Annotated in this window: 19 protein-coding genes; 10 read left to right on the forward strand and 9 right to left on the reverse strand. The window is 71.8% G+C overall.

Annotated features, from left to right (window positions below; all coding sequences use genetic code 11):
* Positions 1-149 precede the first annotated feature (149 nt).
* The gene (locus tag QRY02_RS38835) at positions 150-857 is read left to right on the forward strand and encodes a G1 family glutamic endopeptidase (RefSeq protein WP_285987725.1); all 708 of its coding nucleotides are present in this window, start codon (positions 150-152) and stop codon (positions 855-857) included.
* 1 nt (position 858) lies between these two features.
* Here the strand turns inward: QRY02_RS38835 and QRY02_RS38840 are convergent, their stop codons facing one another.
* Positions 859-1,467 (reverse strand): hypothetical protein, encoded by a 609-nt coding sequence (locus QRY02_RS38840; protein WP_285994047.1) that lies wholly within the window; start codon positions 1,465-1,467, stop codon positions 859-861.
* A gap of 91 nt (positions 1,468-1,558) precedes the next feature.
* Positions 1,559-4,468, reverse strand: a complete 2,910-nt coding sequence (locus QRY02_RS38845) for an ATP-binding protein (RefSeq protein WP_285994048.1) — start codon at positions 4,466-4,468, stop codon at positions 1,559-1,561.
* A gap of 515 nt (positions 4,469-4,983) precedes the next feature.
* Here QRY02_RS38845 and QRY02_RS38850 point away from each other — a divergent pair.
* Positions 4,984-6,087, forward strand: coding sequence for a S1 family peptidase (locus QRY02_RS38850; RefSeq protein WP_285987726.1), 1,104 nt, complete (start codon positions 4,984-4,986; stop codon positions 6,085-6,087).
* Positions 6,088-6,180: 93 nt separating this feature from the next.
* Here QRY02_RS38850 and QRY02_RS38855 read toward each other — a convergent pair whose 3' ends face one another.
* The 3 genes from QRY02_RS38855 to QRY02_RS38865 all read right to left on the reverse strand — a co-directional run bounded on the left by QRY02_RS38855 (position 6,181) and on the right by QRY02_RS38865 (position 8,508).
* Positions 6,181-6,585, reverse strand: a complete 405-nt coding sequence (locus QRY02_RS38855) for an SsgA family sporulation/cell division regulator (protein ID WP_013222214.1) — start codon at positions 6,583-6,585, stop codon at positions 6,181-6,183.
* Positions 6,586-6,739: 154 nt separating this feature from the next.
* A complete protein-coding gene (locus QRY02_RS38860; RefSeq protein ID WP_285987727.1) occupies positions 6,740-8,014 on the reverse strand; it encodes an MFS transporter in 1,275 nt (424 codons plus the stop codon).
* Between the two features lie 20 nt (positions 8,015-8,034).
* Positions 8,035-8,508, reverse strand: a complete 474-nt coding sequence (locus tag QRY02_RS38865; protein WP_285987728.1) for an Lrp/AsnC family transcriptional regulator — start codon at positions 8,506-8,508, stop codon at positions 8,035-8,037.
* Positions 8,509-8,709: 201 nt separating this feature from the next.
* Here QRY02_RS38865 and QRY02_RS38870 point away from each other — a divergent pair, with 201 nt between their 5' ends.
* On the forward strand, positions 8,710-9,699 hold the full coding sequence (locus tag QRY02_RS38870) for a beta-ketoacyl-ACP synthase III (protein WP_285987729.1): 990 nt from the start codon (positions 8,710-8,712) through the stop codon (positions 9,697-9,699).
* Here the strand turns inward: QRY02_RS38870 and QRY02_RS38875 are convergent.
* Positions 9,687-11,186, reverse strand: a complete 1,500-nt coding sequence (locus QRY02_RS38875; protein WP_285987730.1) for an adenylate/guanylate cyclase domain-containing protein — start codon at positions 11,184-11,186, stop codon at positions 9,687-9,689. The two genes, QRY02_RS38870 and QRY02_RS38875, sit on opposite strands and share 13 nt — an antisense overlap.
* A gap of 64 nt (positions 11,187-11,250) precedes the next feature.
* Here QRY02_RS38875 and QRY02_RS38880 point away from each other — a divergent pair, with 64 nt between their 5' ends.
* Entirely contained in the window at positions 11,251-11,748 is a 498-nt protein-coding gene (locus QRY02_RS38880) for an FBP domain-containing protein (RefSeq protein ID WP_285987731.1), read from the forward strand.
* Here QRY02_RS38880 and QRY02_RS38885 read toward each other — a convergent pair.
* Both QRY02_RS38885 and QRY02_RS38890 read right to left on the reverse strand, forming a co-directional pair.
* A complete protein-coding gene (locus QRY02_RS38885; RefSeq protein ID WP_285987732.1) occupies positions 11,745-12,557 on the reverse strand; it encodes a class I SAM-dependent methyltransferase in 813 nt (270 codons plus the stop codon). The two genes, QRY02_RS38880 and QRY02_RS38885, sit on opposite strands and share 4 nt — an antisense overlap.
* A complete protein-coding gene (locus tag QRY02_RS38890) occupies positions 12,558-13,241 on the reverse strand; it encodes a FadR/GntR family transcriptional regulator (protein ID WP_285987733.1) in 684 nt (227 codons plus the stop codon).
* A 43-nt stretch (positions 13,242-13,284) separates the two neighbouring features.
* Here QRY02_RS38890 and QRY02_RS38895 point away from each other — a divergent pair, with 43 nt between their 5' ends.
* From QRY02_RS38895 to QRY02_RS38905, 3 genes are all read left to right on the forward strand, one after another.
* On the forward strand, positions 13,285-13,908 hold the full coding sequence (locus QRY02_RS38895) for a GNAT family N-acetyltransferase (protein ID WP_285994049.1): 624 nt from the start codon (positions 13,285-13,287) through the stop codon (positions 13,906-13,908).
* A complete protein-coding gene (locus QRY02_RS38900) occupies positions 13,905-14,267 on the forward strand; it encodes a VOC family protein (RefSeq protein ID WP_285987734.1) in 363 nt (120 codons plus the stop codon). The genes QRY02_RS38895 and QRY02_RS38900 overlap by 4 nt, the downstream gene beginning before the upstream one ends.
* 61 nt (positions 14,268-14,328) lie before the next feature.
* Positions 14,329-15,099 carry a sulfite exporter TauE/SafE family protein gene (locus QRY02_RS38905; RefSeq protein ID WP_285987735.1) on the forward strand — a complete coding sequence of 257 codons (771 nt, stop codon included), beginning with the start codon at positions 14,329-14,331 and terminating at the stop codon, positions 15,097-15,099.
* Here the strand turns inward: QRY02_RS38905 and hisC are convergent.
* Positions 15,083-16,147, reverse strand: a complete 1,065-nt coding sequence (gene hisC / locus QRY02_RS38910) for a histidinol-phosphate transaminase (RefSeq protein WP_285987736.1) — start codon at positions 16,145-16,147, stop codon at positions 15,083-15,085. The two genes, QRY02_RS38905 and hisC, sit on opposite strands and share 17 nt — an antisense overlap.
* A gap of 146 nt (positions 16,148-16,293) precedes the next feature.
* Here hisC and QRY02_RS38915 point away from each other — a divergent pair, with 146 nt between their 5' ends.
* From QRY02_RS38915 to QRY02_RS38925, 3 genes are all read left to right on the forward strand, one after another.
* The gene (locus QRY02_RS38915) at positions 16,294-16,923 is read left to right on the forward strand and encodes a dienelactone hydrolase family protein (protein WP_285987737.1); all 630 of its coding nucleotides are present in this window, start codon (positions 16,294-16,296) and stop codon (positions 16,921-16,923) included.
* 85 nt (positions 16,924-17,008) lie between these two features.
* Complete coding sequence (locus tag QRY02_RS38920) at positions 17,009-18,988, forward strand: acetoacetate--CoA ligase (protein WP_285987738.1); 1,980 nt, start codon at positions 17,009-17,011, stop codon at positions 18,986-18,988.
* Positions 18,989-19,025: 37 nt separating this feature from the next.
* Positions 19,026-20,741 carry a phosphatidylglycerol lysyltransferase domain-containing protein gene (locus QRY02_RS38925; protein WP_285987739.1) on the forward strand — a complete coding sequence of 572 codons (1,716 nt, stop codon included), beginning with the start codon at positions 19,026-19,028 and terminating at the stop codon, positions 20,739-20,741.
* Position 20,742: the final 1 nt, after the last annotated feature.

Consider the following 20,742-nt stretch of genomic DNA (forward strand, 5'->3'; position numbering starts at 1 on the left):
TCACGGGTCTTTTCGGTTCAATTCCGGCAAATGGTGAGTATTTCCCGGAATGTGAAGACCCTTCGAAAGTAGCTACCTTCTTTTCGGTGCGGCTCCAACACTTGGGCACACGGTTTCCCGCCGTCCCCACGGTGAACGGAGTCTTCCGCATGTCCGGATTCGTTTCTTCGCGTCCTGTCCGCGTCCTCATGGTGGCCGCCGCCGCGGCGGCTTCACTGGCCGTCTCGGGTACCGCACACGCCGCTGTGTTCGGGGAGCACTTCCACGGCCACCAGTTCTCGGGTGGCAACTGGGGTGGTTACGTCAGCTTCGGCAGCTTCACCACGGCCACCGCGAGCTGGACGGAACCGTCCGTGAGCTGCACGTCCACCAACGACCTGTTCGCCCCGTGGGTCGGCATCGACGGCGACGGATCGTCCACTGTGGAACAGACCGGCGTGGCCACCGACTGCTCCAGCGGCCGCCCGGTCTACCAGGCCTGGTACGAGATGTACCCGGCCGCGCCGGTGTACTACTCGAACTCGGTCAGCGCCGGCGACCACATCACCGCCACGGTGACGCGCACCGCGACGAACACCTACCGGCTCGACATCAGCGACACGACCAAGGGCTGGTCGAAGACGATCACCAAGTCGCTGACGTCGAAGCACGCGTCGGCGGAGGCGATCATCGAGTCGCCGACCGACTCGTACCCGTCGATCTCCGGCGGCATCAAGTTCACCGGCGTCAAGTTCAACGGGACGAACCTGGCCTCGACGAGCCCGTCCGGCCTCAACGCCGACGACAAGGGCAGCTACACCTGGAGCCCGGGCGCCATCGGCTCCGACGGCCAGAGCTTCACGATGACCCGCCACTGAGTCATTTCAGGTTGTTGATCGCCCAGGCGACGACCATCACCGCCAGCACCAACGAGACGACGGCCTGCAGCATCATCGTCATCTTCGCCCAGATCCGCAAGGGCAGGACGTCGGTGGGGCTGAAGGCCGCCGCGTTGGTGAACGAGAAGTAGAGGTAGTCCAGGTAGGACGGTTCCCAGTCCTGGTGCGCCAGGCCCGGGTCGGCCATCTGCGGGAACTGCAGGTCGGGGAACTCGGCCCGGCCCGCGGCCCGCCGGCCCGGGCCACCGCGGTCGAACTCCCAGTACCAGAGGGAGAAGGCGACGACGTTCGTCCAGTAGACGATCCCGCCGGTGACCAGCACGGCCCCGGCGCGGGCGCCGATCGTCCCGGTCGCGATGGAGTAGACGAGACTTGCCGCCGACCAGGCATTCACCACGGTGACGAGGCCGACGATGAGCAGCGAGAAGGTCCGCTCGACGGCACTGAACTGCGCCATCCGGCCCGGGTTGACCAGCAGCAGGGCGACGACGAGCAGCACGGAGACGCCGGGCAGCAGCCACCACGGGTGCAGCGCCATGTCATCGGGCAGGGCGACCTGCAGGACGAGCGTCGCGACGACGACTCCCATCGCGGGCCAGCGAGTCTCCCCGGAGGTCCGCCGCCGCCACGCGGGAAGTGCCTCTTCAGTCACGCGCTCAAGGTAGGACGGCGACGCTCCGCTAGCCAGCCGGGGCGGTCGTCACTTCGCCGGGGAGCTTGCGGGCCACGTCCGTGCGCGACCGCGCGCCCAGCTTCCGGAGCACCTTCGCCACGTGCTGTTCGACCGTCCGCGGCGAGAGGAAGAGCCCGTCCGCGATCTCCCGGTTCGTCCGTCCCTCCGCGAGCATCCGCGCCACTTCGCGCTCACGCGGTGACAGTTCACTCCCGTACCCGCGGCGCCCGCGCTGCGATGGTGCCCAGGCGCCGTGCTCGCGCAGCTGGTGACGGCAGCGTCCGGCGTCGCGGGTCGCCCCGAGCTGCTCGTACGCCTCGGCCGCCGCGGTCAGCTCGTCGACGGCCGAACGGTTGCCCGCCGCGAGGCGGCACATCGAAGCGCGTTCGCGCATGGCCGTCGCGGGGTACGGCATCGGCAGGGCCGCGTAGCCGGACACGGCTTCGTCGTACAACGTCGCCGCGGCCAGGTGCTTGCCGCGCGCTTCGAGCAGCACCGCGCGGCCGGCCACGAGCGCGGCCGCGGCCACCGGTGCGTCACGGCCTTCGATACCGCGCGCGAAGGCCTCGACGACGTTGTCGGCCTCCGGCCAGCGCCCGGCCCGCGCGTACGCCTGCGCCGCCGCCGGGACCAGCGCGGCCGCCCAGATCCAGACGCCCTTGCGCCCGGCCGCGGCCACCGCCGTGTCGGCCGCCGCGCACGCGCCGTCGACGTCGTCGGTCGCGAGGAGCACGGAGATCAGCACCCCGGCGGCCGACAGCACCACGGGGATCGGGCCGCGGTCCGGCGCGTGCACGCTCGCCGCGGTCAGGTGCCGTTGCGCGACGGCGAACTCCCCGCGCACAGCCGCAAGGCCGCCGAGCACCAGCGAGGACTCCATGACGATCGAACCGAGCTCCGGGTAGCTGTCCCGCAGCTGCTCGGCGGCCTCGGCCAGGCCGGTCCAGCGCCCGCGCACCCAGTCCAGCCGGACACGCGTGCCCTGGATCAGGCCGATCGCGTACAAGGCACCGGCGTCGGTCGCGCGCCGGACGCCCTCGGTCACCAGCCGTTCGGCGCGGTCGAGGTGCCCGGCCCAGGACTGGCCGTCGGCCAGGTTGCACCACAGCCGGGCCAGCTGGACGCGCTCGGCGACGGTGCCGACCGTGTCCGACAGCGCTTCGAACTCCGCCCACGCCGAGCCGTCGCCGACGTGCGAGGCGGCGGCGATGCGGTCGGCGGTCAGCGCGAGCCGCAGCTCGGGGTCGTCGAGCCGCTCGTACACCTCGCCCGCGCGGGCGCGCCACGATTCGTGCCACGACAACGGCGTCAGCCCGTCGATCGGCTGGGCGAGCAGGGTGATCCCGCGGGCGGCGAGGTCCGGCCGGTCGGTCAGCTCGCCGACCGCGCGCTCGACCTCCAGCCGGCCGCGGCCGAGGCCGCCGATGGTCCGGACCAGCAGCATGCCGAGGCTCAGCCGGATCGATCCGCGGACCGACGGCGGCAGCGTCACCTCCTCGAGGACGCGCTGCAGCGTGCCGAGCACCTCGGGGCGGAACCCCCGCAGCGCGACCTGGCTCAGCTTGCCCGCCACGCGCCCGATGTCGGCCTGCGACGGGCCGGGTTCGGCGAGCACCGACTGCAGGAGGTCGATCGCCCGGGACGTTTCGCCGCGTGTGATCGCCTCGTCGGCGGCGGCTTCCGCGTAGTGCCGCCACTGGTCGACGCGGCCGGCGGCGCGGGAGTGCCGGGCCAGCAGCGTGAGCGGCGGGGACGGCTGCGCGGCGAGCACGCGGATCGCCTGCGCGTGCAGCAAAGCGCGTTCCGGTCCGCTCACGGTGTCGTAGACCGCCTTGCGCGCCAGCGGGTGCCGGAAGCCGTACTTGCCGTCGCCGACTTCGCCGAGCACCCCGCCGGAGAGGGTGTCGAGCAGCGCGGTGCGGAGGGTGTCGCCGGAGAGGCCGGCCAGCTCGCCGAGCACGTCGGCTTCGGCGCCGACGCCGAGCACCGCGGCCGCGCCGGCCAGCCGCACCGCCGGCCCCGGCAGCGCGGACAGCCGTTCGGTGACGGCTTCCCGCAGCAGGAGCGGGACTTCGAGGTTTTCGAGCAGGCGGTCGGAGAGGACCTCGCCGACCGGGAGCCGATCGGCGGCCTCCTTCAGCGCCCGCAGTGTTTCCTCGACCACGAACGGGATCCCGGCCGTGCACTCGTGCAGCTTCGCCGCGAAGTCGTCGGTCACCCTGGGCAGTTCGAGGAGGTCGACGGCCAGCTCGCGCACCGCCGCGACGTCGAGCGCGCCGAGCGCGACGCGGGCGGAATGGACCGCCGGGTCGGTGTGGAACGGCGCCCCTCGTGGCACCGCCCCCGGCTCGGTCGCGGACCGGTGGGTGGCGACCACCGCCAGCTCGGGCGGCATCGTGCCGGCGAGGAACCGCAGGAAGTCGCGGGTGTCCTCGTCGGCCCACTGGAGGTCGTCGATCAGCACGAGCGCCGGCCCGCAGGCGGCGAGCAGTTCCCGCATCGCGCGGAACACCCGGTGGCGCTCGGCGACCGGGTCGGCGAGGGGCTCGGGCCGCGGAGGAAGCGCTTCCGCGAGTTCCGGCAGCAACGGCCGGAGCACGCCGGCGACCGGGCTGAGCGGTCCCAGCGGCGCGGCGCCGACCGCGCGAAGCGCTTCCAGGACGGGCCCGTAGGGAAACGGTTCACGCAGCGGCTGGCAGGCGCCGGTGAGCACCCGGCCGCCGTCGAACTCCTTGCGGCGCCCGATCTCCGCGAGCAGCCGGGTCCGGCCCATGCCCGGCTCGCCCTCGATCAGGACCGCGGCCGGGCGGCTCCGGAGCACGGCGACGATGGCGTCGAGCTCGGTGTCGCGGCCGGTCAGCCGGGCGGGTCCGGACCGGACGGACACCGAGGTGGGGCGGGGGGTGGCCAGCCACATATGACCCTCCTCGACGCGCACACTGTTGCTCCTGGGGGTCCAGGGGGCTTGCCCCCGGCCGGGTCTGGGGCCCGGCCCCAGAGGACACAGTGGGCGGAGCCTAAGCAGCGCCGATCCGTCCGTAAACCTTTCACCGAATACGTGGCCGGTGCTGTTGTCACACGTCCGCCTACCGACCGTCACCGGTTTGCTGCAGGAACCGCGGGGATCGGGTCACCGTGCGTGCGAAACCGGGGGCATTCGCACGTTCGAACGTCGCTTCACGCATTCGAGTGCTGTCGGTCACTACTGAAAGTAGTTCACGGAAACCCTACTTACGGACCTGTCCGACCGGGTGACGCCGGGCGCTTGAGTCCGGCCGGAGCAGCGGATTCGCCCTCGGTGAATGCGTATACCCATTCGCCGGGCGCCCGGATTGCACCGTAACGCCCACTGCGGGGACGCTCACCCGGGGGAGTACCACTGCGTGGCCGGTGCGGAGCCGCGCGTAACCACTGTAACCACTTGGGAGAAGCATGAAGATCGCGAGACTTCTCGGTGCGGCTGCCACCGCGGTGATGGCGACGGGCGCGCTGGCCGCGACCGCCGTCCCCGCGTCGGGCCAGGACCTGCTGAACCCGGACATGGTGCCCGCCATGCAGCGGGACCTCGGCCTGACCCACGACCAGGCGCTCGCGCGGCTGAAGAGCGAGGACGTCGCGAACAAGGTCACCGAGTCGCTCACCGCGGCGCTCGGCGACGCGTTCGGTGGCGCGACCTACAACGCCGCCACGGGCAAGGCGCACGTCACCACGACGAACGCCGCGCTGGCCGGCAAGATCCGCGAGGCCGGTGCGGAAGCGGAAGTCGTGAAGTTCAGCGCCCGCCAGCTCAATTCCACTGTGGACAGGCTGAACGCCGCCGACAAGGCCGCACCCGCCGCGATCACCGGCTGGGGCGTCGACGACGCCACCAACCGCGTCACCCTGGACGTGCTGCAGGGCCAGCGCGCCGCCGCGGACGCGTTCCTCGCCAAGTCCGGTGTGGACTCCGCCGTGGTGGCGATCCGCGAAACGGCGTCGATGCCGACCACCTACGCCAACATCCGCGGCGGGGACGCCTACTACATCGGCGGGTCGTCGCGCTGCTCGGTCGGGTTCTCGACGACCACCGGCTTCGTCACCGCCGGCCACTGCGCCGCGCTCACCGGCGCCGGCCGGCTGACCGGGTCCAACGGCGCCGCGCTCGGCAGCTGGGGCGCCTACCGCTTCCCGGGAAGCGACTACGCGCGGGTGAACACGAACAGCAGCTGGACCCCGGTCGCCCAGATGAACAACGGCACCGCGGTGCGCGGCCAGTCGAACGCCGCGACCGGCACGTCGGTCTGCAAGGCCGGCTCGACCACCGGCTGGACCTGCGGCACCATCGGCGCCAAGAACCAGAGCGTCCGCTACGCCGAAGGCACGGTCAACGGGATGACCGCGACGAACGTCCGCTCGGCGGCCGGTGACTCGGGCGGTGGCTTCATCGCCGGCAACTACGCGCAGGGCATCCTGTCCGGCGGCAACACGTCCGTGACGTACTTCTTCCCGATCGGTGCCGCCCTTTCGGGCACCGGCGCCACGCTGAAGACCAGCTGAGTTCCCGGCCACGGCAAAGGGCGGGTTTCGGGCGCCTCCAGCGCGCCCGAAACCCGCCCTCGTTCCTCGCCGCGGGAATGGGAGGTTCAGGGGTCAGACGTTGCTGATCTCCTCGATCAGCCCGTCGACGTCGAAGTGCGCGCTCTCTTCGCCGAGCGGCACCAGTTCGGTGGACGCGTCCAGGAAGGTCCGGACGTCCTCGACCTCGAGCTCGAACGACGCATAGCCGTCCGGTGACTCGATTTCCAGGGTGAGGAAGTCTTCGTCATCGGAGAGATCCGGGCGGATCCGGACGTCGCCGAGGCCGGCCGGCTCGTCGAGACCGGCCACGAGGAGGTCACGCGCGAAGGTCCATTCGATCCACCGGCCGCGCTCGGTCCGGAAGGCCACGGTCACCGCGAAGGGTTCGTGGGCGTGGTAGGACAGGCGGGACAGGACGGGCGTGGTGCTCTCGTTCAGCAGCACGAACTGGCTCTGGTGTACGGCGTCGGTGTGCACGGCCCCTCCTGGAGTCTCGCGGTGGTTCGCGCGGCGCGAACTGTTCGGCAAGGAGATGACCAGGGCCAACGGTCATGACGGAGAAACTCTCACGTTCACTTGATCGGTTGCATCCGTCCATTGTGGTGTAACACCGGGCACATACCCCTTGCGCTCAGGCCGACACGGGTGGTGACGGCTCGCGCAGGGCATCCGGCAGTTTCTTCCGCAGCACGAGCAGCGCGGGGACGGCGGACGCGCAGGTCAGGGCCAGAATCGACCAGGTCAGCGCGTTGCTCGCGCTGAGCAGGACGGCCAGCAGGCCCGGAGCGAGGGCGATGGGCAGGCCCCAGGAGAGCTGGAAGATCGAGCTGGCCCGCCCTTCGGCCCCCGGCGGAGCGGCCGCGGCGGCCGCCGCGGTGGCGGTCGGGCCGAAGAGCGCCTCCGCGATCGAGAAGCCGAGACTGGTCACGAGGATGAGAGCGGTGGCCACCGGCAGCGAAACGGCCTCCAGCGGGATCAGGAGCGCGAAGCAGATCGCGAAGAGGACGGCGGCCCCGATGAGCCCGGCGGTCCGGCTGCGCCCGGCGAGCAGGCCGACGATCGGCCGTTGCGCGGTGACGACGACCACGGTGCCGGCGGTGATCGCGGTCCCGGCGATCCACTGTGGACCGTGCAGCAGGTCGCGGACGACGATCGGCAGCACGGAGAACTTGGCGGCGCTGGCGAGGGTGAACGCCATGTGGGTGACGCAGAACCCGGTGAAGGCCCGATCACCCAGCACGGCCCGCCAGCTGCCGGGCGAAGCAGCCGGTGTGGCGGCCGCCGCGGGCCCACCGCCGGCCGTCGGCTCCGAGCTGCGGACCTCCGCTTCGGCGAGCACCGCCTCCGCCGCTCCGGCCCCGCCGTCGCGTGGGAGCAACCGGATCAGCACCGCCGCGACCCCGAAACTCGCCGCGTTCACGTACGCCAGCACGTGGAACGCCGAAGGGCTCGTGATCGTCGGCAGCACCGCCATCGCCGCCGCGCCGAGGCCCGCTCCCGCGAACCGGCCCACCGTCTGCGTCGCCAACACTCGGTCGGTGTCGCGGCCGGACGTGAGCCGGGCCACCATCGGCGCGTTGCACGTCCAGAACAGCCGGTCGCCGAAGCCGGCCACCGCCGACACCACGATCACCTGCCAGTTCGTGTACGCCAGCGGATAGGCCGCGAAGGCGGCGAGCCGCACCAGGTTGCCCGCGATGAGCAGCGCCCGGGGCCCGAAGCGGTCCATCGCCGCCCCGGTGGCCGGGCCGGTCACCAGGGCCAGCAGGGCCCCGGTGCTCAGCGACGCGCCCGCGTCGACCAGGTCCATGCCCTGTCCGTGGACGAGGAACAGCAGGGCGAACGGGACCCACAGCCCGCTGCCCAGCGCGTCGATCAGCGTCGCGGCCAGAAAGATCCGAAGCATGTCTCCCCCGGCGAGACAGCTTACGGGTCGAGCGGCAGGCTGAGCCCCACTTTCACGCGATCCATCGCCACGCTCGTCGTGAAGTGCCGGACGTTCGGGTTGTCGAAGAACATCCGCCGGGTGAACGCCTCGAAGGCCGCCATGTCCGGGCACGTCACGATCAGCACGTAGTCCGCCGTGCCGGTGACGTAGTAGCACTGCTGGATGGCGTCCTCGGCCAGGACCTGGCGGCGGAACCCGTCGAAGACCGCGAGGTTCTCCCGCTCCATCTCGACCGTCACCACGAACGTCATGCCCAGCCCGAGCGCGTCCGGCGACAGCACCGCCACCTCGCGCTCGATCACGCCCGCCTCGCGCAGCCGCTTGATCCGCCGCTGCACCGCCGCGGCCGAGAGCCCGACCTTCGCGCCGATCGTTTCGGCGATCGTGCGGGCGTCCGCCTGGAGACAGGCGAGGATGGCGATGTCCAGCTGGTCGAGGTCGGGTGTCCGCACCCCAGCAGGCTAACCGGCACCCCCGACAATTCGCCGCCGTTCACTCCTCCGTGACGTCGCTCACTACTCCGTCCGAAGGGAAGATGAAACAACTTATTACGTGAGCTGTAACACAACTGGCCGGTCTACCAGGGGGTAGCCCATAGAAGTGGAAGACCAGCCGGTCGCTTCGCCAACCCGCCGGCGTGGGGAGGCTCTCCCGTGCCCGCACCTGCCGCCGTGCTGACCGGCCTCGGTTCGTGGTTGCCGACGAAAGTCCTGGACAACCACGAAATCGCCGCCCGGCTCGACACCTCGGACGAGTGGATCCGGACCCGCACCGGGATCCGCGAACGCCGCGTCGCCGGGCCCGGTGAGTCCACTGTGGATCTCGCGGTCGGGGCGGGCCGCGAAGCGCTCGGCGGCACGTCCGCCGACGCCGTCGTCCTCGCCACCTCGACGCCCGACCAGCCCTGCCCGGCCAGCGCACCGCAGGTCGCCGCCCGGCTCGGGCTCGGCACGGCCGCGGCGTTCGACGTCAACGCCGTCTGCAGCGGCTTCGTCTACGCCCTCGCCACGGCCGCCGGTTTCATCGCGGGCGGGCTGGCCGAGCGCGTGCTCGTGATCGGCGCCGACACCTTCACCACGCTCATCGACCCCAACGACCGGACCACCGTGCCGATCTTCGGCGACGGCGCGGGCGCGGTCCTGCTGCGCGCGGGTGAGGCCGGCGAGCCGGGCGCGTTCGGCCCGTTCGACCTGCACAGCGAGGGTGAGCACGCCGAACTGCTGTGGGTGGAGGCGGGCGGCGCGCGGCGGCGGCTCTCCGACCAGCCGGGCGACCGCTTCCTCGCCATGCAGGGCACGGCCGTGTTCCGCCACGCTTGCGCGCGCATGGCGGAGTCGTCGCGCACGGTCCTGGAGCGCGCGGGCTGGATGGTCGGCGACGTCGACCGCTTCGTCGGGCACCAGGCGAACATCCGGATCCTCCAGGCGACGGCGAAGCAGCTCGGCATGCCGGCCGACGCCGTGGTCGCCAACATCGACCGGGTCGGCAACACCAGCGCCGCGTCCATCCCGCTCGCCCTGGCCGACGCCCGCGCCGACGGCACCCTCGTGCCCGGGCACCGCGTCCTGCTCAGCGCGTTCGGCGCCGGCCTGACCTGGGGTTCGACGGTGCTGCGCTGGCCGGACCTGGGTCAGCTGTCCTGAGTCTTCGGGCCCGCCGTCCAGGTCGGCGTCGCCTCCGCGCGGCCGCGCAGCTCCAGCTCGCCGTGCTTCTCCCAGTGGGCGGCTTCGCCCGGCAGCGCCGCGGAGACGACGGCGTCGCTGGCGAGCACCCGTGACGGGACCGCCTTGGCGAGTTCGGTGAGCCGCGCGGCCTCGTTGACCGCGTCGCCGATCACGGTGTACTCGAGCCGGCTGCTGGTGCCGAGCTGCCCGGCGAACACCGGGCCGCTGGAGACGCCGATGCCGAGGTCGAGCTCGCCGGCCTCGCGCACCGCGTCCCGGATCACCCGCGCCGCGGCCAGCGCGGCCGTCGGGGCGTCCGCGAGCCGCGTCGGCGCGCCGAAGATGCACAGCGCGGCGTCACCCTGGAACTTGTTGACCAGCCCGCCGCGCGCGTTGACCGCGGCGACGACCGCGGCGAACAGCCGGTTCAGCTTCCCGACCAGTTCCTCCGGCGGCGTGCGGTAGGCCAGCGCCGTCGAGTCGACGACGTCGACGAACAACGCCGTGACCTCGCGGACGTCGCCCGAAAGGGACGCGCCGTACTCGAGGGCGTGCCGGGCGACCTCGGCGCCGACGTGCCGGCCGAACAGGTCCCGCATCCGCGCCTGTTCGCGCAGGCCGGCGGCGAGCTGGTTCACCGACGTCTGGAGCAGGCCGATCTCGCTGGAGTCGTCGACGTCCACGGCGACGTCGGTGTTGCCGCGCGCGATCTCGTCGAGCGCCACGCGCAGCCGGTGCAGCGGCGCCGCGACCGCCCTGGCCAGCAGCGCCGTGCCGATCGCGCCGACGCCGAGGCCGATCACCGACAGCATGATGAGGCTCGCGGTGTGGTCGCCCGAGCCCAGCTCCGGCGGGGTGGCGATGAGCAGGACGCCCACCAGCGGGACGCCGCTGGCCAGCGCCCAGGTGACGATCAGCCGGGTCAGCACGGTGACCGGCAGCGAGCCGCGCGGGGGCAGGACCGCCAGGGCGATCGTCATCACCGGCCGCGCCACCCACTCGGCGGCGAGGTAGGTGAGGCCGACGGTGGTGAGCCCGCCCAGCCCGATCACCGTGGCCATGCCGACGGCGTCGTCGGCCGAGCCGAGCGTCCCGGCGAGCACGGTGAGGATGACGGTGCCGATGAGCCAGAGCGTGCCGCTGACCACCGCCATGTCGACGGGCAGCCGCAGCGCGCGCCGCGCCTCGCTGACCGACGGCGGGCGGCCGAGCACGAACCAGATCGCGGTGCGGCGCTGCAGCCACGCCGTCCACAGCGTCCCGGCGAGCAGCGCCGCGGCGACGATGCCGGCCGCGGTCAGGCCGAGCACCCAGCCGCGGTCGCCGACGTCGTTCGGCAGGCCCTGCAGCACCAGCAGCAGCGCGACCACACCGGAGCCGGCGACGCTCGAGCCGAGGCCCAGCCCGGCGAAGCCCAGGCTGGTGCGCAACACCACCCGGAAGTTCTTCACGGCGATCTTGCGCACGGCGTTGATCGTACGGCCGAAAATGCGTGGCCACTCCCCGTGGCCGGTGGTTACCGTGCGGATCATGGAGTCACTCGGCTTGGAGGAGATCCGGGCCTCGTTCGTCAACTGCACCCGCGGCGAAGCCAAGGGCGTGACGCTGCCCGCCCGGCCCGAGGAAATCCCGTGGGAGCAGCGGGAGTTCCTCGGCTGGCGCGACCCGAAGGCGCCCGCGCGGGCCTACCTCGTGCTGCCCCACGGCGGTGAGGTGGTCGGGCTCGCCCTGCGCGCGGCCCCGCCCCCGAAGTCACGCCTGCGCAGCAACATCTGCGGCTTCTGCACCACGACCCACGGGCTCGCCGACATCACGCTGTTCTCGGCCAAGCGCGCCGGGAAGGCCGGCCGCGAGGGCAACACGCTGGGCATCTACGCCTGCGGCAACCTGGCGTGCTGCCGGTACGTCCGCGGCGACCTGAAGTCCGACGTCCCGCAGCCGTTCGAGACGCTCACGCTCGAGGAGCGCATCGCGCGGCTGGAGGAGAAGCTGCACAAGTTCGTGGCGCGGGTGCTGGAGTCGCGTTAGAAGCGGTACCGCACGATGTGGGCGGTCCGGGCCAGGGGCGGGAACACCTTCAGCATCCGCATTTGGAACCGGGTGATCGGGCCCAGCTTGGCCAGCACCTCCGGGGTCGCCCAGTGCCCGGCGTCCAAAGAGGACTCGCACGTGAGGCCGCAGTGCTCCAGCTCGCGCGGGTCGTCGACGCCCCAGTACAGCGTCGCGCCCGCCTTGCGCACCGGCGCGTTGAGCTTCTGGATCTTGATGGCCGTCCGGTTGAAGAGGTCGCAGATCAGCTCGCCGGACGGGAACTGCCCGGCCAGCCGGCGGAACAGCTCGGTGCCGGTTTCGGGTTTCAGGTACATCGTGAGGCCTTCGGCGACGATCAGCGCCGGCCGGTCCGCCGGCACCTGGTCGAGCCAGCCGAAGTCGGTCACCGACGAGCCGATGTGCGTCTGGTTCGGCGCCGGTTCGTAGAGCTTTTCGCGCAGTTCGATGACCTCGGGGTAGTCGACGTCGTACCAGTGGACGGTCTCCGGCGGCGCGAGGCGCTGGAACCGCGTGTCCATGCCGCAGCCCAGGTGCAGCACGATCGCGTCCGGGTGGGCGCGCAGGTACTCGGCGGCCCAGTCGTCGATCGGCTTCGCCCGCAGGACGACCGACACCGCGCGGTCGGCGGAGATGCCGATCTTGGTGAAGTCGTAGTCGATCCGGCGGACGGCGTCGTCGGCCGCCTGGTCGCCGAGGATCGGGTGGGCGCTGCGGTAGTCGAGCGCGCGGCCGTACAGCGTCGCCAGGTTGGTGGCCTTTTCTTCGGTGAAGTGGACCTTCTCCATCTAGCGCTCCTCCGCGGCGAAGTCGTGTGCGTAGGTCTTGGCGTCCACCAGGTGCTTGAGGGTCAGCTCGCGGGCGGCGGCCGGATCGGACCGGCGGATGGCGTCGAGGATGGCCCGGTGGTCGGCGACGGCCTTGCGGATCTGCCCGGGCAGCCGCAGCGCCGCCCGCCGCTCCTCGCCGACCAGGGCGAGCACGGACCGCAGCAGCCCGGCGACGTCGTCGTTCCCGGCGTTCTGCGCGATCACCCGGTGGAACTCGGCATCGGCGGCGATGACGTGCAGCATGTCCCCGGCTTCGGCGGCCTGCGCCATCTCGGCGACGTTGTCCTCGAGCCGGCTGACGGTTTTCGCGGTCGCGTGCCGGGCCAGCCGTTCGGCGAGGGTCGGCTCGACGGTGGCGCGCAGGTCGAAGAGCTTTTCGACGAGCTGGTCGTGTTCGGTGAACCAGGTCCGCAAGGGTTGTTCCTGCTGCTCGCGGACGTAGGTCCCGGAGCCGGCCCGGATCTGGACGTACCCGATGGAGGCGAGGACGCGCAGGGCCTGCCGCAGCGACCCCCGGCTGATGCCCAGCTCTTCGCAGAGGACGCGCTCGGCGGGCAGCCGTGAGCCGGGCGGCAGGTCGCCGGAGTCGATCCGCGCCCGCAGCCGGTCGACGGTCGCGCTCCAGACCTGCTCGGTGTCCACCCGCTCATCCTCTCAGCTCGGGAAACTGTCGGGGGTGGCTGCCATGATCACCGGCATGGACGTTCTGGGGGCATGGGTCCGCGGCTGGGCGCTGTCGCGGGCAACGCCGGCACCGGTGGCAGAGCTCGACGGTTACCGCGTCGAGGTCGGCCTGCCGGGGCACCGGGTGCGATACCTGCTGCGCGCGCCGGCGACGGTTTCCTCCCGGGCCCGGACGGTGGCCGCGCCGGGCACGTGGCTGAAGACGTGCGGCTCGCGTTCCGCGGTCCTGCCGGCCCTGACCCCGGCGTGGGTGGCGGGGGAGACGGAGTACCTGATGGCGTTCGAGGGAGCTCTTCCGCCGGCCGCTGTCCCAGCGCCGTACTCGGTCGCGGTGACCGGCGCGGGGCCGGTGTGGGAGGTCGTCGTGTCTTCCGATGAGGCTGTGGCGGCCCGGGGCCGGATCGCGGTGGCCGGCGGTGTCGCGGTGTTCGACAAGATCGAGACGGAGCCGGAGCACCGGCGCCGCGGCCTCGGCCGGGTGGTGATGCACCGCCTGGGCGAAGCGGCGGGAGCCCGTTCGAGCGCGTTGCTGGCTTCCGAGGCCGGCCGCGGGCTGTACAGCGCACTCGGCTGGCGCGTGGTGTCCGACGTCGTCCCCGCGCACGTCCCGGAAGGAGCGGCATGACAGCGCGGTTCAAGGACCTCGCCCTGGACGCGAACGACCACCAGGCGCTGGCGGACTGGTGGTGCCGCGCGCTCGGCTACGTCCGCCGGGATGCGCTGACCGGCGACACCCGCCCGGACGACTGGCCGGTCCCGATCGTCGACCCGGCCGGTCGCGGGCCGCTGATCTGGCTCAACCCGGTGCCGGAGCGCAAGACGGTCAAGAACCGCATGCACCTGGACGTCTTCGGCGACCCGGCCGAGCTGGTGGCGATGGGCGCCACCCTGGTCCGCGCACGCGGCGGTGATGTCGACTGGGACCAGCTGGCAGACCCCGAAGGCAACGAGTTCTGCGTCTTCACGCCGGAGGTGACTGTCTGACCTGACACATCTGCGTCGCGGGAGCGGCCCACGGTGCTTAGGCTCCGCACGTGATTGCTTCATGACGTGGTGGCACGCCCTGATCGTCGTGGTCGCCGGGGTCTGGGCGGGGACCATCAACGCCGTCGTGGGGTCGGGGACGCTCGTCACCTTCCCCGTGCTCGTCGCGCTCGGGTATCCGCCCGTGACCGCCACCACCTCGAACGCCATCGGCCTCGCGCCCGGCACGCTCAGCGGTGCCTGGGGTTACCGGCACGAGCTCACGGGCTACTGGCGGCAGACCGCCAAGTTCGCCGTCGCGTCCTTCCTCGGGGCCATCGGTGGCACCATCCTGCTGCTGTCGCTGCCGAAGGACGCCTTCGAAGCCGTCGTTCCCGTGCTCGTCGGCCTGGCCGTGGTCCTCGTGATCATCCAGCCGAGGGTCTCGAAGTGGGTCGCGGAGCGGCGCGAGCAGAACGGGACCGAGCACAAACCCGGGCCGCTGCTGATGTTCTTCATCTTCCTCATCGGCATCTACGGCGGGTACTTCACCGCCGCGCAGGGCGTGATGCTGATGGCCGTGATGGGGATGCTGCTGTCGGAGCCGCTGCAGAAGCTCAACGGTGTCAAGAACGTGCTCGCCGCCGTCGTCAACCTCGTCGCCGGGATCATCTACGCGTTCGTCGCGCCGATCAGCTGGGCCGTCGTGCTGTGGCTGGCCGTCGGCTCGACCGCCGGCGGCTTCCTCGGCGCGAAGATCGGCCGGAAGCTGCCGCCGGCGGTGCTGCGCGGCGTGATCGTGGTGATCGGCGTCGCCGCCGTCATCCAGCTGGTGGTCAAGCAGTTCGCGTGAGGAACTCGCGCGCCGCGGCCAGGAACAGGTCGTTCTCCTCGCGGGTTCCGATGGTCACGCGGACGCCGTCCCCGGCGAACGGGCGCACCACCAGCTTGCGGTCCAGCGCGTGCTCGGCGAACGGGACGGCCTGCTCACCCAGCGGCAGCCAGACGAAGTTCGCCTGCGTCTCGGGCACGCGGTAACCCGCTTCCAGCAGCGCTTCCCGCACCCGTCCCCGCTCGACGACGATTTCCTGGCAGCGGGCCAGGAGCTCGTCGGCCGCGTCGAGCGACGCCAGCGCGGCCACCTGGGCCAGCATGTTCACCGAGAAGGCCACGTACACCTGGCGAAGCGCGTCCGCGATCGGCTCGGGGGCGACCGCGTAACCGACGCGAAGACCCGCAAGGCCGTACGCCTTCGAGAACGTGCGAAGCACCATGACGTTCGACCGGCTGCGCGTGTACTCGACGCCGTCGGGCACCTCGGGATCGGTGACGAACTCCTTGTACGCCTCGTCCAGCACGACCAGCACGTGCTCGGGCACGGCGGCCAGGAACCGCTCCAGCTCCGCGCGGCGCACCGCCGTCCCGGTCGGGTTGTTCGGGTTGCAGACGAAGACCACGCGCGTCCGGTCGGTGATCGCCGCGAGCATCGCGTCGAGGTCGAGCTCCTGGCCCTCGGTGATCGGGACCTTCACCGCGACGGCGTTCGCGACCTGCGTGACGATCGGGTACGCCTCGAAGGAGCGCCAGCCGAAGATGACCTCGTCGCCGGGCGCGCACACCGCCTGGATCGTCTGCTGGCACAGCGACACCGAGCCGCAGCCGATCGCGACGCGCTCCACCGGCACGTCCAGCTCACGCGCCAGCCGCTCGCGCAGCGCCTGCGAGCCGGTGTCCGGGTAGCGGTTGATCCCGGCCGCGGCCTCGGCGATCGCCTGCGCGACGCTCGGCAGCGCGCCGCCGGGCACCTCGTTGCTCGCCAGCTTGATCGCGCCTTCGATCGTCCGGCCGGGGACGTATTTCGGCAACGATTCGAGATCGGCACGCGGGGACACGGACGGCATCTTCGGCGCTCCTGGAAATCGACGGGACGACCCGCTCACCGTATCTTTTCCGCCCGCCGCCCCGCGACCGCCTTCAGGCGGGCCGGCTCCGGCGACCTGCGTCACCGGGCTTCCTCCCGTTCACCTCCAGGTGGTTGGGTGAGGCAATGACGTCGACCTCCACCGTGGATTACCAGCGCACCGACGGCGGCACCCTGCGCCTGACCTTTTCGGAACCCGAGGGCGCGCTGCGCGGCGGCTTGGTGGTGCTCCACGAGGCCGACGGTGTCACGGACGGGGTCAGGCTGCTGCTCGCCAGCCTCGCCACGGAGGGCTGGCTGACCGTCACGCCGCACCTCGAGAACGACCGCCTCACGCAGCAGGACCTGCTCGACGCGACCGACCTCACCCTCGCCTGGCTGGTCGAGCGGGGTGTCCAGGCCGACCTGCTCGGCGTGATGGGCTTCGACCTCGGCGGCACCGCGGCCCTCGTCGTCGCGTCGCACCGCAAGCTCGGTGCCGCGGTCTCCGTCGGCGGGCAGCAGGCCGTCGAACTCCCCGCGCTGGTCGAGATCGCCGGACGGCTCACCAGCCCGTGGCTCGGCATGTACGGCGACGCCGGCGACGAGGCGGGCGGCGCCGACGTCGAGCGCCTGCGCGACGCCGCCGCGTCGGCGAAGGTCGCCACCAACGTCGTCCACTACCCGGGTGCGAACCACCGCTTCGACGCCGACCCGGGCGCGGCCGCGGAGGCCTGGCAGCGCACGCTCAACTGGTTCGACGCGCACCTGCGGTAGGTGTGGGCGGCCGCCACCGGTAACCCGGGTTCCATGTCGGTTCCGACCACGGTGACTTCCGGATCGGAAGGATTAGGCTCGGGACGTGACGCACACCGCCGACGCCCCCGAAGTGCTCTGGCGCCCCGAGCCGGGCCACGTTGCCGACACCAAGATCGAAGCCTTCCGCCGGTGGCTGCGCGCCGAGCGCGGCGTCGAGGTGGACGACTACCGCGCGCTGTGGGAGTTCTCGGTCGAGCGCGGCCCGGACTTCTGGGCGGCGGTCGCGGACTTCCTCGGCGTCCGCTGGCACGACCAGCCCGGTGCGGTGCTTTCCGGGACGATGCCGGACGCCGTCTGGTTCGAGGGCGGCACGCTGAACTACGCCGAGCACGCGCTCACCCCCGGCGTCGCGGGCGCCGCGAAGGCCGACGACGAGACGGCGGTGATCTTCCACCGCGAAGACGGTTTCGCGAGCCACCTGACGTACGGCGAGCTTCGCGCGCAGGTCGCCGCGGCCCGGGCCGCGTTCCTCGAACTGGGTGTCGGCAAGGGCGACCGCGTCGTCGCGCTGGCCCCGAACTGCCCGCAGACGCTGGTCGCGTTCCTCGCCGCGGCGAGCATCGGGGCCATCTGGTCGTCGTGCTCGCCGGACTTCGGTGTCCGCGCGGTCGCGGACCGGTTCGTGCAGATCGAGCCGAAGGTGCTCTTCGCGGTCAACGCCTACGCGTACAACGGCCGCCAGTTCGACATCCGGACGACGATCGCCGACCTCCAGGCGCAGCTGCCGTCGCTCGCCGCGACCGTGCTCGTCGAGTACGTCGGCGAAGGCCGGATGGACGGCGCCCTCGACTGGGTCGAGCTGCTCGCGCGGCACGCGGGCGCGCCGCTGCTGTTCGAGCCGGTCGAGTTCGCGCACCCGCTGTGGGTGCTCTATTCGTCGGGCACCACCGGCCTGCCGAAGGGCATCGTGCACGGCCACGGCGGCATCACGCTCGAACACCTCAAGGCCCTCGCGCTGCAGACCGACCTCGGGCCCGGCGACCGGTTCTTCTGGTTCAGCACCACCGGCTGGATGATGTGGAACTTCCTCATCTCCGGCCTGCTGGTCGGCACCACGATCGTGCTCTACGACGGCAGCCCCGGATTCCCGGACCTGAACGCGCTCTGGCACCTGGCCGAGCAGCACCGCGTCACCTACTTCGGGACGTCGGCGCCGTACATCCAGAGCTGCCTCAAGGCTGGCATCAAGCCCGCCGAGCGCTACGACCTGACCGGCCTGCGCGCGCTCGGCTCCACGGGCGCGCCGCTGAGCGTCGAAGGCTTCCGGTGGATCGTGAACGAGGTCGGGAAGAACGTCCAGATCTGCTCGGTCTCCGGCGGCACCGACCTGTGCGCGGCGTTCGTCGCGTCGGCGCCCGACGTGCCGGTCTGGCTCGGTGAGCTGTCCTGCCCGGCGCTCGGTGCCGCGGTCAACGCCTTCGACGAGGCGGGCAAGGCCGTCGTCGAGGAGGTCGGCGAGCTGGTCATCACGAAGCCGATGCCGTCGATGCCGGTGTTCTTCTGGAACGACCCGGATGGCTCGCGGCTGCGTGAGGCGTACTTCGAGATGTACCCCGGGCTGTGGCGCCACGGCGACTGGATCCGCATCACCAACCGCGGCTCGGCGGTGATCTACGGCCGCAGCGATTCGACGCTCAACCGCGGCGGCGTCCGGATGGGCACGGCGGAGTTCTACCGGGTCGTCGAGGGCTACGACGAGATCGCGGATTCCCTGGTCGTGGACACCTCGGCGGCCGGGAACGAGGACGGTCAGCTGATCTGTTTCGTGGTGCTCGCCGGTGGCGTCGCGCTCGAAGCCGTCGAGCCGCGGCTGCGCAAGGGGCTTCGTAGCGCGCTGTCACCGCGCCATGTACCTGATCGGTTCGTAGTGGTTTCCGAGATTCCTCGTACCTTGAACGGTAAGAAGTGTGAGGTACCGGTGAAGAAGATCCTCGCCGGTGTGGCTCCCGACCGGGCCGTCAGCCGCGACGCGCTGGCCAACCCGGAGGCGCTGACGCCGTTCGTGGAGCTCGCCGGGGGGTAGATGGGGGAAGCATGATCATCCACGGCGGGTTGTACGGGTGGTGACGGGGACACGCGCGCAGATCACCTGGAAGGTGGCGGGGGCCACCACGGTCGGGGTGATCACCTGGGTGACCCGGCTGGCCGGGCTGATGACCCTGGGCTCGATCCTGATCCCGGCCGGGCGGCGCAGCCTGCGCGGGCACCTGGCCGAGTGGCTGGAGCTGCCGCAGGAGGCGACGGTCGCCGCGGCGACCGTCGCGCTGGTGATGGGCGTGCTGCTGGTGATGCTGGCCGCGGGGCTCCGGCGTCGCAAGCGCCGGGCCTGGCAGCTGGCGGTCGGCGCGACGGTGCTGCTCACGATGTCGCACCTCGGGCTGAAGCACGTCTTCGGCGCCGGCCTGGTGTCGGTGCTGCTGCTGGTGGGCCTGATCGCCAACCGGCGCTACTTCGTGGCGAAGCCGGACCCGGTGGTCGGGCGCTGGCGGGCGGTGCGCGTGTTCCTCCAGCTGACGCTGGCGGGGTTCGTGATCAACGTCATCCTGCTGTCCGTGGCGCCGCACGTGGCCCTGGAGCCGATGGGCTTCGGCGACCGGCTCGCGGAGTCGGCGCTTGCGCTGGTCGCGGCCAGCGGGCCCGCGGTGTTCCACCAGATGTGGCTGGAGGACCTCACCGCCGCCGTCGGCCTGCTGTTCGGCCTCGCCGCCCTCCTGGTGTCGGCGTACTTCCTGCTGCGCTCGGCCGAGCCGGCGCCGCGGCTGACCGACGAGGAGGTCGCGCGGCTGCGCCGGCTGCTGGACGAGCACGGCGGACGGGACTCGCTCGGGTACTTCGCGCTGCGGCGGGACAAGTTCGCGGTGTTCTCGAAGACGGGCAAGGCCGCGGTCACCTACCGCGTGATCGCCGGGGTCGCGCTGTGCTCGGCCGACCCGCTGGGCGACCACGAGGCGTGGCCGGGCGCGATCGAGGAGTACCTCGAGGTGTGCCGGCGCAACGGCTGGGTCCCGGCGGCGATGGGCGTCTCCGAGCTCGGCGCGACGGTCTGGGCCCGGTTCGGCCTGGAGGTCCTGGAGATCGGCGACGAAGCCGTCGTCGACGCCGCCGGCTTCACCCTGGAGGGCCGCACCATGCGCGGCGTCCGCCAGGCGGCGGCCCGCACCAAGCGCGCGGGCTACAAGGTGCTGGTGCGCCGGGCCGAGGACCTGCGTCCCGGCGAGCTGGCCGAGCTGGAGGTCCTGGCGGCCACCTGGCGCGGCACGGACACCGAGCGCGGCTTCTCGATGGCGCTGGGCCGCATGGGCGACCCCGGATCGGTGCTGGTGACGGCCGAGCAGGGCGGCCGCGTCCGCGGCGTGCTCCAGTTCGTCCCGTGGGGCGCCACAGGGCTCTCACTGGACGTCATGCGCCGCGACCGCACGGCCGACAACGGCGTCAACGAGCTGATGATCTCGGAGCTCCTGCTGGCGGCGAGCCGCCACGGCGTCTCACAGGTCTCCCTGAACTTCGCGGCGTTCCGCGCGCTGATGGAGCAGGGGCAGCGCATCGGCGCCGGCCCGGTCGCCAAGTCGGCGGCGAAGGTGCTGCACTTCTTCTCGCGCTGGATCCAGATCGAGACGCTGTACCGCTTCAACGCGAAGTTCCAGCCGCGCTGGGTACCGAGGTATTTGGTCTATCCAGGCGTCCGCGAACTTCCCCGCGTGGGCATCGCGACGTTCGAGGCCGAGGGCTTGGGCGGCCGCTCCCCGCGCCTGCTCAGGCTGCTGCGCCGAGCGTGAG

Source organism: Amycolatopsis sp. DG1A-15b, from assembly GCF_030285645.1.
Lineage (GTDB): Bacteria > Actinomycetota > Actinomycetes > Mycobacteriales > Pseudonocardiaceae > Amycolatopsis.

What these genes read in the sequence shown, in the direction of transcription:
- QRY02_RS38835 (WP_285987725.1), top strand. Translation starts at nt 150, where the DNA reads ATGTCCGGATTCGTTTCTTCGCGTCCTGTCCGCGTCCTCATGGTGGCC.
- QRY02_RS38840 (WP_285994047.1), bottom strand. Translation starts at nt 1,467, where the DNA reads ATGGGAGTCGTCGTCGCGACGCTCGTCCTGCAGGTCGCCCTGCCCGAT.
- QRY02_RS38845 (WP_285994048.1), bottom strand. Translation starts at nt 4,468, where the DNA reads ATGTGGCTGGCCACCCCCCGCCCCACCTCGGTGTCCGTCCGGTCCGGA.
- QRY02_RS38850 (WP_285987726.1), top strand. Translation starts at nt 4,984, where the DNA reads ATGAAGATCGCGAGACTTCTCGGTGCGGCTGCCACCGCGGTGATGGCG.
- QRY02_RS38860 (WP_285987727.1), bottom strand. Translation starts at nt 8,014, where the DNA reads ATGCTTCGGATCTTTCTGGCCGCGACGCTGATCGACGCGCTGGGCAGC.
- QRY02_RS38880 (WP_285987731.1), top strand. Translation starts at nt 11,251, where the DNA reads ATGGAGTCACTCGGCTTGGAGGAGATCCGGGCCTCGTTCGTCAACTGC.
- QRY02_RS38885 (WP_285987732.1), bottom strand. Translation starts at nt 12,557, where the DNA reads ATGGAGAAGGTCCACTTCACCGAAGAAAAGGCCACCAACCTGGCGACG.
- QRY02_RS38895 (WP_285994049.1), top strand. Translation starts at nt 13,285, where the DNA reads ATGATCACCGGCATGGACGTTCTGGGGGCATGGGTCCGCGGCTGGGCG.
- QRY02_RS38900 (WP_285987734.1), top strand. Translation starts at nt 13,905, where the DNA reads ATGACAGCGCGGTTCAAGGACCTCGCCCTGGACGCGAACGACCACCAG.
- QRY02_RS38905 (WP_285987735.1), top strand. Translation starts at nt 14,329, where the DNA reads ATGACGTGGTGGCACGCCCTGATCGTCGTGGTCGCCGGGGTCTGGGCG.
- hisC (WP_285987736.1), bottom strand. Translation starts at nt 16,147, where the DNA reads ATGCCGTCCGTGTCCCCGCGTGCCGATCTCGAATCGTTGCCGAAATAC.
- QRY02_RS38915 (WP_285987737.1), top strand. Translation starts at nt 16,294, where the DNA reads ATGACGTCGACCTCCACCGTGGATTACCAGCGCACCGACGGCGGCACC.